Below are 17,013 nucleotides of genomic sequence, written 5' to 3'. Positions count from 1 at the left end.
TTTAGTTTGTTTGGTTTAATGTCTTAAATCGGTACCTGGGTAAGATGAAACACATCTGAAACCAATGTATGATCTTTGTGTATCCTGATATTCGTATGTTGCTACTGCATTTTGTAAAAAGTAGCCGGTATCTTTCCATGAACCACCTTTTACCACCTTACGTTTTTTGTACTTACTGTCGTTAGCACCTGCATCATAAGTAAAGTTAGGGTTCAGATCATGCAATAATGGACTGGCACCTTTATTATAGGCTGTTATTGTCCATTCAGAAACGTTACCTGCCATATTGTACAAGCCATAATCGTTAGGAAAATAAGATCTCACACCAACAGTATAGATACCACCATCGCTTGAGTAATCGCCACGGCCCGGTTTAAAGTTAGCCTGTAAACAGCCTTTGGTATTTCTGATGTAAGGACCGCCCCATGGATATTTTGTTTTGGTATTACCACCTCTTGCAGCGTACTCAAACTCTGTTTCTGCAGGTAATCTGTAATCAGATCTCGATCCAACTGGTAATCTTCTCGCTGTTGCAACTCCATCATACAACCTGGTTCTCCAGTGAGAAAAAGCCTTAGCCTGCTCCCAGCTTACGCCAACTACCGGATAATCATCATATGAAGGGTGGTTATAATAACCGCGAACCATCGGGTCGTTTTGTGAGTAAGAATAATCTGTTTTCCAAACCATTGTATCAGGGTAAATGGCAATGGTATAACGATCAATATAATCCTGGCGTTTGCTGTTTGGATCTTTATGTCCGATAGCCGCTTTTTCCATATTCAATTCGGCATAAGAATACTCGAATTTACGAACATCAAGTTCTTTTTTACCGGGAAGTGCATCAAGGCCAGAATAATACATGCCATCTAACTGACTGGCTTGAGCTGCTGCTGCACCTCTACCCTTGTTGCGCCAGATATTTACTCCGTTTGGTCCAACTTTTTTCCAATCAATATATTTATCGCCCCCAACAGCTGCCGCCGCATTGCCTCTTGGGGTTATCATAAACTGTTGTGGATTTCCCATCATCACAATGGCAATCGAATCGCGCACCCAATTGGTAAACTGGCGGTATTCGGCATTCGAAATCTCTGTTTGATCCATAAAGAACGCACTAATGGTGGTCATTCTACTCGGTCCATTCTGAGAAAATGTAATATCTTCATCCGATCCTCCCAATGGTGTATGCCCTGGCGGAATATAAACCATCCCCAACGGGATTCGATCATTTTTAAATTTGCGGTTATAAGCACCAACCAGCTCACCCTGACCACCATGGCCACAGCTAGCTAGCATTACAGTTATACCTACAATAGCTAGAAGGTAAATTTTCTTCATATTTTTTATGGTGTGCAGCGCACGATTAGGAGCAATTTTATCAAAAATCACTGAAATTATCAACAAAAACAAATATTTTACGTTAAATCATTACTACAAAGCGGTTAAAGTTACTTTAAGGAGTTTTAAGCTTTCACAATTTTGTTTAAAAAAAATGCGTAACTCCCTATATAACAGCAAAGTTACGCATTTATTGTGTTGACGTAAAATAATTTATTGTACGTATTATTTATTAGATATTTTGATGTAGTTTTCAATGGCCATCGTCATTGACGGTACGCCGGGAGTTGGTGCTGCAATGTCAACAATAAGATCCATATCGGCACATGCTTTACTGGTATTTACACCAAAAGCAGCAATCCGTGTATTGTTTTGTTTAAAATCAGGGAAATTTTTAAATAATGACTGTATACTTGACGGGCTAAAAAAAGCGATAACATCATAAAAAACTTCAGCCAGATCAGATAAATCGCTCACTACAGTTCTGAATAAAACTGCAGGGGTAAAATTATATCCGCTTTTTTCCAGAAATTTCATGGTATCTTCTGTAGCTACATCCGAACAAGGATATAAAAACTTCTCTCCAGCATGTTTTTTAAGCACTTCTGCCAAATCAGCTGCAGTTTGTTTACCAAAAAAGATTTTACGCTTTCTATATTGAATATATTTTTGAAGATACAAGGCAATTGTTTCAGAAAGACAGAAGTATTTCAGTTCTGCCGGCACATCATAACGCATTTCTTCACAGATCCTAAAAAAGTGGTCTGCTGCATTACGACTGGTAAAAATCACTGCCGTAAAATCGGCAAGGTTAATTTTATCCTTTCTGAAGTCTCTTGCTGGCACCCCTTCTACATGAATAAAAGACCTGAAATCAACTTTTAAGTTGTGTTTTTTGGCCAAATCGTAATAGGGAGATTTTTCGGTTTCAGGTTTTGGTAAAGTAACCAAAATACTTTTTACTTTGCGGATTCTAGAGTCGTTCTTTTCTTGCATTTTCCTTTTTCCTGCTACAGCCCTATCGTTTTAATTAGTATGAGGATAGGACATATTTCGAGGGCGCAAAAGTACAAAATTAAATGCATTCTAGAAAACTTATTATTAGAAAGTATCGTTATACCCGCCCTCAACAATTGGAAAGCAAATATTATGCCTAACAACAAGAACGCCAATACGATATAAACAGCCCCGTATTTAAGTGGCGACAATGCAAAAGCCACCACCAAAGGAATAAATAACAGCGATGCATTAAAGTAACTGAGGTATAATATGGAAATATATTCGCCTACTGGTTTTTGAACATTAAACAGGTAACCCAGAAAGCGCAAAAGGATTAATTTTAGCGCATAAAATGCAATTACGGTAATGGATATGCTAAAGAAAAATTTGAAGCCATCTTTAGCCTGGTACATATCGTTCCATTGTGCTACCAGAAAAAAGAACATCCCAAAAACAAAACCGAACTGCACAAAAAGCAATAAAAACGGCCACGAGCTAAAAAGGTTATCTTCCTTATTAATATTATTTAAAATCCGATTGCTGAAAAATGATTGCACAATGGCAGATAGCTGTTTGGAAAATGCATTTTTTAAGACAGCAAAAATAACGAGCATCCCAAAAATAAAACCCAGTAAACCTACATTGCCTTTAGGTATTTTTGTACCCAGCTGGTATGGATTTGCCTTTTTCTTTAGATGCTGGTATTTCTTATGCCAGGCCCATAAATCAAGGTTGGGAGAAAGATATTCCTTTTCAATCGTATCTAAAAGTGCATTTTTATTGATTAAACTATCAGGTAGCACCCAGGTATGATGAACCAAGGAATCGGTAGAAAATTTTTGTCGGGCAAGCGTTGCCGAATCGGGGCGGTATCTTCTATACCGGTATTGATTTACCACCGCACTATCTGTTTGAACAGGAACCTGCTGCGCTGCCACAAAATCTGCAGACCATAAAAAGGCAAACAAAAGAAAAATGAATTTCGGCATGCTGTAAATCAAAACTTAAAGTTGCAAAAGTAGTCGAATAATCATTGTTTACCTAAATAAAATAAATGGATTTAGAATATGGTGTATCTTTGCGCCAATGTCTGGTATCTATATTCATATTCCTTTCTGTAAAAAGGCTTGCCACTATTGCGATTTCCATTTCAGTACGTCTTTAAAATATGCTGATGAAATGGTCGATGCCATTTGCAAGGAGATTAAAATGAAAAAAGACCGGATAACAGGCCAGGTTGGAAGCATTTATTTGGGAGGTGGAACGCCTTCTATTTTATCACAGGCCGCTTTACAAAAGATTTTCGATACCATCAACCATACTTTTTCGGTAGATGCCAATGCCGAAATCACAATCGAAACCAATCCGGATGATTTAACCAGCCAGAAATTAAAAGAACTGAAACAATTGCCTGTTAACCGCTTTAGCGTGGGCATTCAATCTTTTTATGATGAAGACTTAATTTGGATGAACAGGGCACATCAGGCTCAAGAAGCGGAAAATTGCATCAGGAGAAGTCAGGATGCAGGTTTTGAAAACTTAACACTGGATTTGATTTACGGCTATCCTTTATTGACTGATCAAAAGTGGTTAAACAACATTCAAAAAGCGATTGAACTGGAAGTACCGCACATTTCAGCCTATGCTTTAACGGTTGAGCCGAGAACAGCTTTGGCGCATGCCATTAAAACAAAAAAGCAAATTCCGGTAAATGATAACCAAAGTGCTGCACAATTTGTAATTTTAATGGAGAAACTGGTAGAAGCCGGCTTTGAGCATTATGAGATTTCTAATTTTGCCAAACCCAACCATTATGCAGTACACAATACCAATTACTGGAAAGGTGTAGATTACATTGGCATTGGTCCGTCGGCGCATGGTTTTAACGGCCAGAACCGCTACATGAACCCGGCTAACAATGCTTTATACATCGAAACCCTGGAGCAGAATAAACTACCCGAAATGGTTGAAGAGCTGAGTTTGAACGATCGGTTTAACGAATATATAATGACCTCATTAAGAACCATGTGGGGCACTGATCTGCAGAAAATAAACACCGATTTCGGGAAAGATTTTTTAGAAGAAACAAAATACAATCTCAAAAATTTTGAGGATAAAGATTGGCTGATCATGGATGGAGATAAAATCCGTTTAAGCCAGAATGGAAAATTATTTGCCGATCATATTGCTTCGGAATTGTTTGTTGTTTAAAATGAGTGATTTCTGAATGAGAGAATGAATGAGTTAAATTGAGTGAGTTTTGAATCAGAGAATGAATGAGTTTTGAATGAGAGAATGAGTGAATGCTTTTGTAAAATCTATCATTCAATCATCCTCTAATTCGATCATCTCTAATTCAATAATTAAAAATATATGTCAAAAATTGTATGGATTACAGGCGCTTCATCAGGTATTGGCGAGGCCCTGGTATATGAATATTTTAAAGCAGGCAACAAACTGATTATTTCGGGAAGAAACCGTGATGAACTTTTTCGCGTAAAAGGAAATTGCCAAAATTCTTTTAATGTGCATGTTTTGCCATTCGATTTAAGCGAAACCGAAACACTCGAAAGCAAAGCCGCTGATGCCATCCGCATTTTTGGGAAAATAGATTTACTGATCAATAGTGGCGGTGTAAGTCAGCGGAGTTTAGCACTGGAAACCAACCTGCAAACAGAACAGCAGATTATGGACACCAATTTTTGGGGAACAGTTGTATTGAGCAAAGCGGTTTTACCATTGATGATAAGCAACGGCGGCGGACAGATTGCCGTAATCAGCAGTTTAGTCGGAAAATTTGGAACAAAGTTCCGTTCTACTTATGCCGCATCAAAACATGCATTGCATGGCTATTTCGACTCTCTCCGATCGGAAATTTACGACAAAAATATCGACATTACCATAATTTGCCCGGGGTTTATCAAAACCAATGTAACTTATAACGCACTAACCGCAGACGGAAAACCATTAAATATGATGGGAGATGCACATGAAAATGCGATGAGCCCTGCCGATTGCGCCAAACAGATAGTACAGGCCGTTAAAAACAAAAAAGAAGAGGTTTACATCGGTGGAAAGGAAACAAAAGGTGTATTATTGAAACGCTTTTTCCCTAAATTTTTCTCTAAAAAAATAAGGACTGCAAAGGTGAATTAGCCGGGCGTTTGGCGTTAAGAATGAACCCAAATACTTAAGCCCGATTGCAGCGATATCCTTTTGGCTGTTATCTATGTGCAAAATTCTTCTGAGTTACCGTCATTTCGAGCAGAGTGTAACGCAGTCGAGAACCCGAAGGCTCAGCGAAGCTAAATTTACCCAGATAGATCTCTCCACTTCGCGGGGCTCCGGTCGAGATGACACCCATGCTATGGAAGATTATCACTCTGAACATAAGCGACAAAAGTCAAGAAATTTAGTATAACAGGGCTACCCCCTCCCTAAGTTTTACCATATTACTTTTTCAAAACTAAAAAAACAAAAATTAAAACACTCAAAATCAATCAATTAAACAATAAATTTTATTTCTAAAAACCAAGTGTCTGTAAGCCATCGTAAATGGAATCAAATAACAGAAACTTAAAAATTAGAAATAATGAAAAATTTAATCCTATCAGTTTTTGCCGTAATTACCATGGCATTTACAACTCAAGTTTACGCTCAAAAAAATCCGATGGTTGGTGGCGCGGCCATGTATTCAACTAAAGATATTGTTGATAATGCGGTAAATTCAAAAGACCACACTACATTGGTGGCAGCAGTTAAAGCCGCAGGTTTGGTAGAAACTTTAAAAGGCGCTGGTCCGTTTACTGTTTTCGCTCCAACAAATGCAGCTTTTGATAAACTTCCTGCCGGAACTGTTGATAACCTGGTTAAACCAGAAAACAAAGCAACCCTTACCAAAATTTTAACTTACCATGTTGTTGCCGGTAAAATGGATAGCAAAGCAATTGCAGCAGCAATTAAAGCTGGCGGCGGCAAAGCAGAATTAACAACTGTACAAGGTGGTAAACTTTGGGCCTGGATGGAAGGCAAAAAATTGGTTTTAAAAGATGAAAATGGTGGAATGAGCACTGTAACCATTGCAGATGTTTATCAAAAAAATGGTGTAATCCACGTGGTTGATACCGTTTTAATGCCTAAATAATATATCGTATATCCTTATAATCAAATAAAACGTTCTGGCTTTTGCCGGAACGTTTTTGTTTTTGGCCAAATTACCGGAACATTATTCCCTATTCTTAACATCTGACTTTTTTTGATGAATTGTCAGTTTTTTCTCAAGTTTTCTCATTTCTGCTGCTTGCTGTTTTTTAACTATTTAATTTTGCTTCATTAATAGTTATTTAACATGAAATTCAATTTATCTCCGATAGATGTAGTTGAAGACATATCTAAATCAGATTTCGAGCTGAACTACCTTAAACCCCGTAAACCCCTGGTAATAAAAAATATGGCTAAAAAATGGCCGGCTTACCAAAAGTGGACGATGGAATACATGAAAGATGTTGTTGGGGATAAAACCGTTCCACTTTATGATAGTTCGAAAGCTGATCCTTCTAAACCGATTAATGCTTCGGCTGCCGAAATGAAATTTGGCGATTATATCGATCTGATTAAAGAAACCCCTACAGATCTGCGCATTTTTTTGTTTGATCCCATAAAATTTGCCCCAAAATTACTGGAAGATTATATTGCCCCAAAAGATTTAATGGGCGGCTTTTTAGACAGTTACCCCAATATGTTTTTTGGCGGAAAAGGTTCTGTCACTTTTTTACATTACGATATTGACCTGGCACACATTTTCCATACGCACTTTAACGGCCGCAAACATGTAATCCTGTTCGATTATAAGTGGAAAGAGCGTTTATACCAGATTCCCTACGCCACTTATGCGCTGGAAGATTATGATGTAGAAAATCCTGATTTTGATAAATTTCCGGCCTTAAAAGGTGTTCAGGGAGTAGAAGCGTTTTTAGAGCATGGTGATACCTTATTTATGCCTACGGGTTATTGGCACTGGATGAAATACCTCGACGGATCTTTCTCCATTAGTTTGAGGGCATGGGACAAAAGCTGGGCTGTGAAAGCAAAAAGCTTGTATAACTTAACTTTACAGCGTAAATTTGACGACTTTATGAAAGCAAACTACCGTGAAAAGTACATGCACTGGAAAGAAGAACTTGCAATTAAAAGAGCAGGTAAAGCGTTAGAAAAAAATTTACCAAGATAATAATGATAGAATGAATGTGTGTTGAATGATAGAATGAGCAGTGCTAAGCTTTATGCCAATTCACTAAATCAATCAATCTCTCATTCAAAATTTCAATTTCCTCATTCAAAACTCAATCATTCAATAATAAAATATGCATCCTAACATTATAAAAATACAAGAAAGCATCACGCCGCTTAAACAACAGATTATTAACCACAAAGTTTATTCGGCCATTAGCGAACTGGAAGATCTACGCGTTTTTATGGAACATCATATTTTTGCCGTTTGGGATTTCATGTCGTTGCTTAAAGCATTACAGATTAACCTTACCTGTACCAGTTTGCCCTGGTTTCCGGTTGGCGATCCGGTTACCAGACAGTTGATTAACGAAATTGTAGCTGGAGAAGAATCTGATGTGGATGCAGATGGCGCGATTAAAAGTCATTTCGAGTTATATTTAGATGCTATGGATCAGTGCGGGGCCAATACAAAACCCATTAATGATTTTTTAGATGCCTTAAAAAATGGTAAAGGTTTTAATGAGGCCTTCGAAATTGCCGATGTACCTTCTGCTGCCAAAGATTTTGTAAATGCGACATTCGATACCATTAATAGCGGCAAAACACATTTACAGGCAGCCAGTTTTACCTTTGGCAGGGAGGATTTAATTCCAAACATGTTTTACAGCATGGTAAACGACCTGAACAGTACCCAGGCTGATAAAGTTTCTATTTTTAAATATTATTTAGAACGCCATATTGAAGTAGACGGCGATCACCACAGCCATTTGGCACTCTCGATGACGGAGAAACTCTGCGAAAAAGAAGAAGCATTTTGGACAGAAGCAGAAGAAACCACAAAACAGGCTTTACAAAAGCGTATCGACCTTTGGGATGCCGCTTATGCCGAAATTGTTAAAAATAAAGTTGAAGCTTAATTATTAAATTGTTAAGTATTTGCTAATTTAGATTACGTGATTTTAGTCACATTTAACTGTTAACTTCAATTTTGTAAAATAAAATTTACACATTTGTTGTTCGGCACAAATAACCGATTTAAGCGCATGAGTTTCATTTTAAAACCTGTTGATATTGTTGAGAATATCACTCCTGAAGATTTTAAGAAAAATTATTTGAAAACTAAACGTCCGTTAGTCATCAGGGGCCTTACCAAAGACTGGCCTGCAAGAGAAAAATGGACGACTGAATATTTAAAAGAAATTGGCGGTGAGCTGGAAGTTCCGCTTTACGATAACTCTAAAGCTGACCCATCGAAACCGATTAATGCGGCTACTGCACACATGAAATTTGGCGATTACCTCGACCTGATTAAACGTGAGCCAACAGAATTGAGGATTTTCTTTTTTAACCTGTTTAAAAAAGTACCTAGTTTAATCAATGATGTAAAAATCCCTAAAGATTTAATGGGTGGTTTTATTGAAAGTATGCCGGCCATGTTTTTTGGCGGATCTAACTCGGTAACCTTTTTACATTACGATATCGATTTGCCGCACATTTTCCATACCCATTTTGGTGGTAGGAAACACATTGTTCTATTCGATAATAAATGGAAAGACAGGTTATATTGCTTACCAAATGCAACTTATGCTTTGGAAGATTATGACGTTGCCAATCCTGATTTCGAAAAATTCCCCGCACTAAACGGTGTTGAGGGTTATGAAGTTTTCTTAGAGCATGGCGATACCTTATTTATGCCTACAGGAATGTGGCACTGGATGAAATACCTGGATGGTTCATTCTCGTTAAGTTTAAGGGCCTGGGATCAATCAATTACCAGAAAAGTGGCCAGCGTTTGGAGTTTATTTACCCATGGCGCCATTGACAGCTTAATTAAAATGACTTTCAAAGAAAAATATGCTAACTGGAGAGAGAAAAAAGCAGTTAAAATTGCTGAAAGGGCTTTAGCCAAAGGCAGACCATAAGAATAGTTTTTCATGGGCGTTAAAAATCTGTTAAGCTGTGATTAACAAAGTACCAAAACGGGACGCTCAGCAATGAAGTCCCGTTTTTCATTTAAAGCACGCATGGCCGACTTTGATTTGAATCTATACATGAGACCGATGTTCGAAAATCATTTCTCCTTTTTAAAGGGGCATGGGTTTTCTGATTTTTCTCAAAAACCGCCGATGCACAACCCCCAGAGTAATTTTCACTTTGTCAGTGCCAATAAGCACGTTGAGATTGATATTTCGTTCGAATCGATAACCACTCCTTTCTATGCCAGCCTGAACAATTATGGCATCATAATGCTCGACCTCAACAATCAGACTATTGCAGCATACAATGCCAATTTCAATCCATTTAATTTTACCGATGCCTGTGATCAGCTTCATGATGAATATTTAGGCGAGATTGCTTCTATTTTACAACGACATATTAACGTTCTTTATGGCGATACTTCCCAGCTTGAAGAAAATACTCAAATTTATAAGGTAATGTTAGACATGGCGGAAATAGAACGAAAAATAAAGGAACAATTGTTCACCTGCACATTTGATAGTTCATGGGGCCCTTGCATTCACGAATCTGCTTCTCTCGAAGAGATCAGAACCTACCTTCTTCAATTAGACGAAGTCGTTACCAATATCAGCATGCATGACTGGAATGGAAATAAAATCGACTTCTCGTTATAAACTAACTTAACCACATTTCAAACCAGAATAAATCCATGGAACAAACAACCCTAACCGAAAAACAAAAAATGCTGGCAGGAAAAGCTTACCAGGCGGGTGATGCAGAACTGGCAAAAGAAAGATTAAAAGCCCGCGAAATTGTTTTCGAATTTAATAACCTCGCTCCAAAATTCATAAAACAGCGTAAAGAATTACTGAAAAGGCTGTTCGGTAAAACAGAAAAAATGTTTTATGTAGAGCCACCGTTTAGGTGTGATTATGGATATAACATCGAAATTGGTGATAATTTTTACGCAAACTTCAACCTCGTTATTTTAGATTGCGCCAAAGTGAGTATTGGCAACAACGTTTTTATTGCGCCAAACGTAGCCATTTATACCGCAGGCCATCCCATCCATGCACATTTGCGTGATCAGGAATATGAATGGGCACAGGAAATTACGATTGGCAATAGCGTATGGATTGGTGGTAACGTAGTAATCAATCCCGGCGTAAAAATCGGATCAAATGTAGTAATCGGATCGGGCAGTGTGGTTACGAGGGATATCCCGGATAATGTTTTCGCCGCAGGAGCCCCTTGCAGGGTAATCCGCCAGTTAACCGATGAGGACAAGGATTATTATTATAAGGATTTTAAGTTGGGTGAGTAAATTTCAATGCAACCTTAACCTACCGGATATCGTCTTAGGGTAAATTGATGTAATGAAAACAGCGCTACCTTTTTTATTTGTATTTTTTACTTTCTTGTCGGGTTTTGCACAACGGATTTCTAAAACAGAAGCCATTGCTGATATCGACTACCTCGACAAGGTAATCAGAGCGGCACATTACAACCCATTTTTATACACTTCAGAGGTTAAATACACACAAAAAATAAATCAGGTAAAAAGTACCATCCCCGATTCAATTGAAACCAGACCCTTTACCTTAAAACTTGGAGAAATAACAGGTCTTATTGATGATGCCCACACTGCACCCACTTTTATACAATCTATATTTAAGGCAGATTTCAGGAAACCTGTTTTTTTACCCTTAACATTTGTTGCTGATAAAAAAGGTAAAACCTATTCCGATGGAAAAGCATTACCGGGTATTATTCCTGCAGGTGCAGAAATCATTTCAGTAAACGGAACTTCTATTCAAAAGTTTTACCAGGAAAGTGCATTACGCGTTGGCGGACTTCAAACTTACCGCAATGAGATAGCCATTAAAATGCTTGGCTATAACTTATACCTTTCGGGTATAAGGCCCCCTTTTAAAATCACTTATCAGTATCAGCACAAAAAAGAAATTAAAACAATTGAAAATGGAAGTATTTTAAGAGATTTAATAGGCGACGCATTTCCAAACCTGGTTGGTAAGCCCTATTCATTTAATATATTGGAAGATAAGGTTGCTAACATTGAATTAAATACTTTAGAGGGCGATTACCATCCTTATCTGAAATTTTTCGATTCGTGTTTTACGGTAATAAAACAGAAAAAAATCAAAACCCTTGCCATTGATATCAGAAAAAATACAGGAGGCAATTCTATCAATGCAGATTTACTGTTAGGCTTTTTTAATTCAAAAAAATATACCTTATCTGGCGGGAAAAATTGGAAAATAAGTCAGCTGTATAAAGATCAATTAACTAAGCAGGGTGATACCAGTAATAATTACTTAAAACAATCTAACAATAGTATCTGGCAAAGGCACAACTGCGAGCCTTATGATCCAAAATACACCAGCGAACAAGCCTTTTTTAATGGCCAAGTTTATATTATTACCGGACCCATGACATTCTCGAGTGCAAATATGCTTGCAGATGGTGTAAAACAATTTAAACTGGCAAAGCTAATTGGCGAAGCTACGGGAGAAAACACAAACGATTTTGGTGAAGGTTACCGCTTTCAATTGCCTAACAGTAAAATCGGCTTCAATGTATCAACAAGTTTAGATTTTGGGGCTGATTGTAACAACAAAACCAAACACCCTGTACTACCCGATCGCCAAATCGAAACAAGTTATCTTGATAAAATTAAAGGTCTTGATCCTGTACTTCAATACATATTAAAGGTATCGGAATAATTAACTGCTATGATCAACGATCACCTTCCACTCCCCTTTTATTTTTTTGATCAACAGTGTAAAATATCCTTTTAATTCATCTTTCTCACGCTTTACATTCCAGCTACCCAATACAAAGGCAAGATCAGGTTTTAAAAATTCGATTTTTTTTATTCCAAATACCAAAAATCCCATGGCAGATTTATCCGGATAACCTTTTTTATAATTGTCCAGTGTTTTTTGCCAGCCATAAGTTGGTCCGCTTTTACCTACAAAAAGTAAACTGTCTGATTTTGCGTAACCCTGCATATAAGCTTCAACATCGCCTTTGTTCCAATCGCTGCGCTGTTTTTCGAGTAGGTTGAGAACAGCTTGTTTATCTTTTGCATTTTGAGCATAAGTGCTGAAAGAAATAAAAAACAGGGCAATAAAGAGTATTTTTTTCATGACGATTACAATTTTGGTAAAAATTAAAGATATGAAACAAAATATTTCGTTCCACCGGTAAAAATTGTTTATTTACATTTTTTATCAATCTACCATGCAAAATAAAGTAATTACAATTGGCGAAATACTGTGGGATATTTTCCCGGAGGGAAAGAAAGCTGGCGGTTCGAGTATGAACGTTGCCCTTAACTTACACAAACAAAGTATCGAAAGCAGTTTCATCAGCGCTGTTGGTGATGACGAAAATGGCAAAGAATTACTGAACTTTTTAACCGGCAATCATTTTTCAACAGATCTGGTACAGGTAAACACCGGATTACCAACCAGTACCGTTGTGGTACAGCTTGATGAAAACCATCAGGCCACCTATACCATTAAACAGCCGGTAGCGTGGGACGATATTAAAATTACGGATGAAAACGTAGCTGCTGTAAAACAGGCAGACGCCTTGGTGTATTGCAGCTTAACGTGTAGAGAAGAGCAATCTAAAAAAACAATTCTCGAACTTCTAGACCATGCAAAAACTAAAATATTCGACATTAATCTCCGCGCCCCTTTTTACAAGAAAGAATTAATCGGCGAGCTTTTAGCCAAAGCAGATATCCTTAAAATAAATGAAGACGAAATTGTTTGGGTAAAGGAATCGTTCGGTTTAACCGGAAATACTGATGAGCAGCTTTTAAAACAGCTTTCTAAGCAATTCAATATCGAAATCATCTGCCTTACACTTGGCGATAAAGGCGCCTGTGTTTTAAAAGACGGGAAATTATTTAAACATGAAGGTTACAAAGTTCAGGTTGCCGATACCGTTGGTGCCGGCGATGCCTTTTTAGCTACGTTTATTGCCTGCTATTTACAAGGCTACCCGATGGAAACCACTTTGGATAATGCCTGTAAGGTTGGCGCTTTTGTAACCTCACAGCCGGGTGCAAACCCTGATTACAATAAAAAGATTTATCACATGGCATTAGAGTGAGCTTTTTGCCTTTTGCCAAGGATGCACAGATTAACACGGAAAGTTTAAAACTTAAGAGGCTTGAGCTAAAACGGTGGGTTTTGCGTTAGGGATTGGAAGGGTTCAGTACCGATTTTTCATCGGTACCGGAGCGCAGCGCAGCCCTGAAAAGCCCGACCCTTTCCCGTATTCACGGGATTGGGGAACGCCTAAATTAGTTTACAGTTCTCAGTTGGCAGTTTTCAATTCTACCTGCTTTGCTCTTTCAGCTTTTACCTTTCTGCTTGGCCCCAAATATGACATGGCGCTTAAATTAATGCAAAGCGAAACTTTTATCTTCGGTAAATCGTTAATATAAGCACATGAGAGGTTTTCGTTTTTCTGATTATAAGCCGGGCGATGCGCCTAAGGGAGGGTTTGATGAACTGCTGAAATTATTTAGCGAATTGCTAAACTATACGGCAGGAGATGCGGCAGAGGCTTTAAGCTGGCTGAACGAGCTCGACAAACAATATAAATTAACCAATAATGATTATGGCATTGGTAATTTTATCGACGACCTGAAAGATAAAGGTTACCTGACGGAAGACAATCAATCGGGAGAATTTAAAATTACGGCCAAAACGGAACAGACCATCCGAAAATCTGCCCTGGATGAAATTTTTGGTAAACTGAAAAAATCTGGTCGTGGTAACCACAACAGCAACCAATCAGGCATAGGCGAAGAAAAAAATGCCGACAGGCGTGAATATAATTTTGGCGATAGTTTGGATCAGATTGATATGACCGCTTCGATCCAAAATGCGCAGATTAATCATGGTATCGGCGATTTCACCCTAACCGACCGCGATCTGGAAGTAGAAGAAAAAGATTTTAAAACCTTAACTTCTACAGTACTGATGATCGACATTTCGCATTCGATGATTTTATATGGCGAAGACCGGATTACGCCAGCTAAAAAAGTGGCCATGGCCCTGGCCGAACTGATTAAAACGAAATACCCTAAAGATACCTTGGATATTGTTGTTTTTGGAAATGATGCCTGGCCGATCAGTGTGAAAGACCTGCCTTATTTACAGGTTGGCCCCTACCATACCAATACTTATGCAGGTTTAGAACTGGCTGCAGATTTGCTCCGTCGCCGGAAAACCCATAACAAACAGATTTTCATGATTACGGATGGAAAACCCACCTGCCTGAAAGAAAATGGTAAATATTACAAAAATAGTATGGGTTTGGACCGTAAAGTGATTAACAAAACCTTAAACATGGCGGCGCAGTGTAAAAGGTTAAAAATTCCGATTACTACGTTTATGATCGCAAAAGATCCTTATTTACAGCAATTTGTACGTCAGTTTACTGAAATTAATGGCGGAAGGGCATTTTATAGCTCATTAAATGGCTTAGGCGAATATATTTTTGAAGATTACATTAAAAACAGACGTAAGACAGTTAAATAGTCGGGATTCAGAAGTCTTTAGTCCGGAATTGGAAGACATAAGGCATTAAAATAAATTAAGCATGGCTAAACGTACAAATAAATATAAGTTAACATTAGAAGAAATATCTTTAGCAAAAGAGGATGATGTAAAAAATGGTCCTTTAACACTCGAATTTGATAATCACGACAATATATTCAACATTATCAATGCCATTAAAAGTAAAAACATTTTTGATGATGAAAATCAAAGTACCGAGTTTGCCATTGGTTTGAAAATGTTTACAGAAGTAGTTTTAAAAAACAGAGACCAGGAACTTTTCAAAGAACTTCAGCCCGCAATTGGTGAGTTTATGAAAAAACTGAAGAGTAAATAACGAATAGTACAATCCCATATATGCAAAATACAACATTAGGCCAGTTAAAGGCTACAAATTATACATCAAGAAGCGTTAAGGAAGAGCTGAGAGAAAATTTGATTAAAGTTCTCCGCGATAAAAAAACCGAATTTGAGGGCATTATCGGCTACGATGAAACGGTTATTCCGGAGTTACAGACCGCTATTTTATCGCGCCACAATATTTTATTGTTAGGTTTACGCGGACAGGCAAAAACACGTATTGCCCGTTTAATGGTAAATTTACTGGATGAATATGTGCCGTATGTTGCCGGAAGCGAGATTTTTGATGATCCATTGAATCCAATTTCGTGGTACTCAAAAAATGAAATCGCTACTAAAGGTGACGACACCGAAATTGCCTGGTTGCACCGCAGCGAAAGGTACACCGAAAAACTGGCCACACCAGATGTTACGGTTGCCGATTTAATTGGCGATGTTGACCCGATTAAGGCCGCTACTTTAAAGTTAACCTACAATGATGAGCGTGTAATTCATTTTGGGCTAATTCCACGTGCACACCGAAGTATTTTCGTGATTAACGAGCTTCCCGATTTACAGGCCCGTATTCAGGTGGCCTTGTTTAACATGTTGCAGGAAAAAGACATCCAGATCCGTGGTTTCAAATTGCGTTTACCCTTGGATATCCAGTTTGTATTTACCGCAAACCCTGAAGATTACACCAACCGTGGCAGCATTGTTACGCCGCTAAAAGACAGGATTGAAAGTCAGATTTTGACCCATTATCCAAAAAGTATTGAGATTTCGCGTAAAATTACATTTCAGGAGGCAAAACTTACTGCAGAACAAAAAGCCAATATTGAGGCTGATGGCCTATTAAAAGACCTGGTAGAACAGATTGCTTTCGAAGCCCGTAAAAGTGAATATATCGATCAGAAATCGGGGGTTTCGGCCAGGTTAACCATTTCTGCTTATGAAAATCTGATCAGCACGGCAGAAAGAAGAATGCTGATTGCTGGAGAGAAAAATACATTCGTACGTTTATCTGATCTTGCGGGGATTATTCCGGCTATAACCGGTAAAATAGAGCTGGTTTACGAAGGTGAACTCGAGGGTCCGGCACACGTAGCTACTACTTTAATTGGCAAAGCAGTTAAAACTTTGTTTGCACGTTACTTCCCAGATCCCGAAAAGGCTAAAAAAACCAAAACAGCCAATCCTTATACCGAAATAACCGAATGGTTTACTGAAGGCCATAATGTAGATGTTACGGATACTTTGAGCAATGCGCAATACAAAAAAGCATTAATGCTGGTGCCTGGGCTTTATGATTTAGTAAAGAAATTCCATCCTAAACTGAGCGAAAATCAAACCTTGCTCTTAATGGAATTTGTGTTACATGGTTTAGCCGAGTACTCACAATTGAGCAAAAACTTTTTAAACGGTGGCTTCGGCTTTTCTGATATGTTTGGCAGCTTATTTAACGCCGAATTTGATGAGGAAGAGGATGAAGACGATTTCAGATAATATTGAATTTCTCTAATTTGATTAGCTTTGACAA

At 38.1% G+C, this 17,013-nt stretch carries 17 protein-coding genes; 13 read left to right on the top strand and 4 right to left on the bottom strand.

Annotated features, from left to right (window positions below):
- Positions 1 to 15 precede the first annotated feature (15 nt).
- From ACTJKC_RS17270 to ACTJKC_RS17260, 3 genes are all read right to left on the bottom strand, one after another.
- Positions 16 to 1,341 (bottom strand): SUMF1/EgtB/PvdO family nonheme iron enzyme, encoded by a 1,326-nt coding sequence (locus tag ACTJKC_RS17270; protein WP_440793831.1) that lies wholly within the window; start codon positions 1,339 to 1,341, stop codon positions 16 to 18.
- A gap of 225 nt (positions 1,342 to 1,566) precedes the next feature.
- Positions 1,567 to 2,337, bottom strand: coding sequence for a uroporphyrinogen-III synthase (locus ACTJKC_RS17265; RefSeq protein WP_025143998.1), 771 nt, complete (start codon positions 2,335 to 2,337; stop codon positions 1,567 to 1,569).
- A 14-nt stretch (positions 2,338 to 2,351) separates the two neighbouring features.
- Entirely contained in the window at positions 2,352 to 3,329 is a 978-nt protein-coding gene (locus ACTJKC_RS17260; protein ID WP_440793828.1) for a DUF4271 domain-containing protein, read from the bottom strand.
- A 97-nt stretch (positions 3,330 to 3,426) separates the two neighbouring features.
- Between ACTJKC_RS17260 and hemW the strand changes: the two genes are divergently transcribed.
- The 9 genes from hemW to ACTJKC_RS17215 all read left to right on the top strand — a co-directional run bounded on the left by hemW (position 3,427) and on the right by ACTJKC_RS17215 (position 12,275).
- The gene (hemW, locus tag ACTJKC_RS17255) at positions 3,427 to 4,551 is read left to right on the top strand and encodes a radical SAM family heme chaperone HemW (protein WP_440793826.1); all 1,125 of its coding nucleotides are present in this window, start codon (positions 3,427 to 3,429) and stop codon (positions 4,549 to 4,551) included.
- Positions 4,552 to 4,713: 162 nt separating this feature from the next.
- Entirely contained in the window at positions 4,714 to 5,496 is a 783-nt protein-coding gene (locus tag ACTJKC_RS17250; protein ID WP_440793824.1) for an SDR family oxidoreductase, read from the top strand.
- A 436-nt stretch (positions 5,497 to 5,932) separates the two neighbouring features.
- On the top strand, positions 5,933 to 6,484 hold the full coding sequence (locus tag ACTJKC_RS17245; RefSeq protein ID WP_440793822.1) for a fasciclin domain-containing protein: 552 nt from the start codon (positions 5,933 to 5,935) through the stop codon (positions 6,482 to 6,484).
- Positions 6,485 to 6,688: 204 nt separating this feature from the next.
- On the top strand, positions 6,689 to 7,570 hold the full coding sequence (locus ACTJKC_RS17240) for a cupin-like domain-containing protein (protein ID WP_344852521.1): 882 nt from the start codon (positions 6,689 to 6,691) through the stop codon (positions 7,568 to 7,570).
- A 133-nt stretch (positions 7,571 to 7,703) separates the two neighbouring features.
- A complete protein-coding gene (locus ACTJKC_RS17235; protein WP_440793820.1) occupies positions 7,704 to 8,489 on the top strand; it encodes a DUF3050 domain-containing protein in 786 nt (261 codons plus the stop codon).
- A 126-nt stretch (positions 8,490 to 8,615) separates the two neighbouring features.
- Positions 8,616 to 9,494, top strand: coding sequence for a cupin-like domain-containing protein (locus tag ACTJKC_RS17230; RefSeq protein ID WP_113947658.1), 879 nt, complete (start codon positions 8,616 to 8,618; stop codon positions 9,492 to 9,494).
- Between the two features lie 72 nt (positions 9,495 to 9,566).
- Positions 9,567 to 10,205 carry a hypothetical protein gene (locus ACTJKC_RS17225; RefSeq protein ID WP_440793818.1) on the top strand — a complete coding sequence of 213 codons (639 nt, stop codon included), beginning with the start codon at positions 9,567 to 9,569 and terminating at the stop codon, positions 10,203 to 10,205.
- Positions 10,206 to 10,240: 35 nt separating this feature from the next.
- Positions 10,241 to 10,855, top strand: coding sequence for a sugar O-acetyltransferase (locus ACTJKC_RS17220; protein ID WP_440793816.1), 615 nt, complete (start codon positions 10,241 to 10,243; stop codon positions 10,853 to 10,855).
- A gap of 52 nt (positions 10,856 to 10,907) precedes the next feature.
- On the top strand, positions 10,908 to 12,275 hold the full coding sequence (locus tag ACTJKC_RS17215; protein ID WP_440793814.1) for a S41 family peptidase: 1,368 nt from the start codon (positions 10,908 to 10,910) through the stop codon (positions 12,273 to 12,275).
- Here ACTJKC_RS17215 and ACTJKC_RS17210 read toward each other — a convergent pair whose 3' ends face one another.
- Positions 12,276 to 12,701 carry a YybH family protein gene (locus ACTJKC_RS17210; protein WP_440793812.1) on the bottom strand — a complete coding sequence of 142 codons (426 nt, stop codon included), beginning with the start codon at positions 12,699 to 12,701 and terminating at the stop codon, positions 12,276 to 12,278.
- Positions 12,702 to 12,795: 94 nt separating this feature from the next.
- On the opposite strand from ACTJKC_RS17210, the gene ACTJKC_RS17205 reads away from it, so the two are divergent.
- From ACTJKC_RS17205 to ACTJKC_RS17190, 4 genes are all read left to right on the top strand, one after another.
- Entirely contained in the window at positions 12,796 to 13,677 is an 882-nt protein-coding gene (locus tag ACTJKC_RS17205; RefSeq protein ID WP_440793810.1) for a carbohydrate kinase family protein, read from the top strand.
- 341 nt (positions 13,678 to 14,018) lie between these two features.
- Positions 14,019 to 15,116, top strand: coding sequence for a vWA domain-containing protein (locus ACTJKC_RS17200; protein WP_138818699.1), 1,098 nt, complete (start codon positions 14,019 to 14,021; stop codon positions 15,114 to 15,116).
- A 61-nt stretch (positions 15,117 to 15,177) separates the two neighbouring features.
- On the top strand, positions 15,178 to 15,471 hold the full coding sequence (locus ACTJKC_RS17195) for a DUF3861 domain-containing protein (protein WP_344852514.1): 294 nt from the start codon (positions 15,178 to 15,180) through the stop codon (positions 15,469 to 15,471).
- A 20-nt stretch (positions 15,472 to 15,491) separates the two neighbouring features.
- The gene (locus tag ACTJKC_RS17190; protein ID WP_440793807.1) at positions 15,492 to 16,979 is read left to right on the top strand and encodes a magnesium chelatase; all 1,488 of its coding nucleotides are present in this window, start codon (positions 15,492 to 15,494) and stop codon (positions 16,977 to 16,979) included.
- Positions 16,980 to 17,013 lie beyond the last annotated feature (34 nt).

The organism is Pedobacter sp. 22226 (assembly GCF_052045455.1).
GTDB classification, from domain to species: domain Bacteria; phylum Bacteroidota; class Bacteroidia; order Sphingobacteriales; family Sphingobacteriaceae; genus Pedobacter; species Pedobacter jeongneungensis.
Note: the sequence above shows the minus strand (reverse complement) of the source record. Positions and strands in the feature narration are given on the sequence as shown.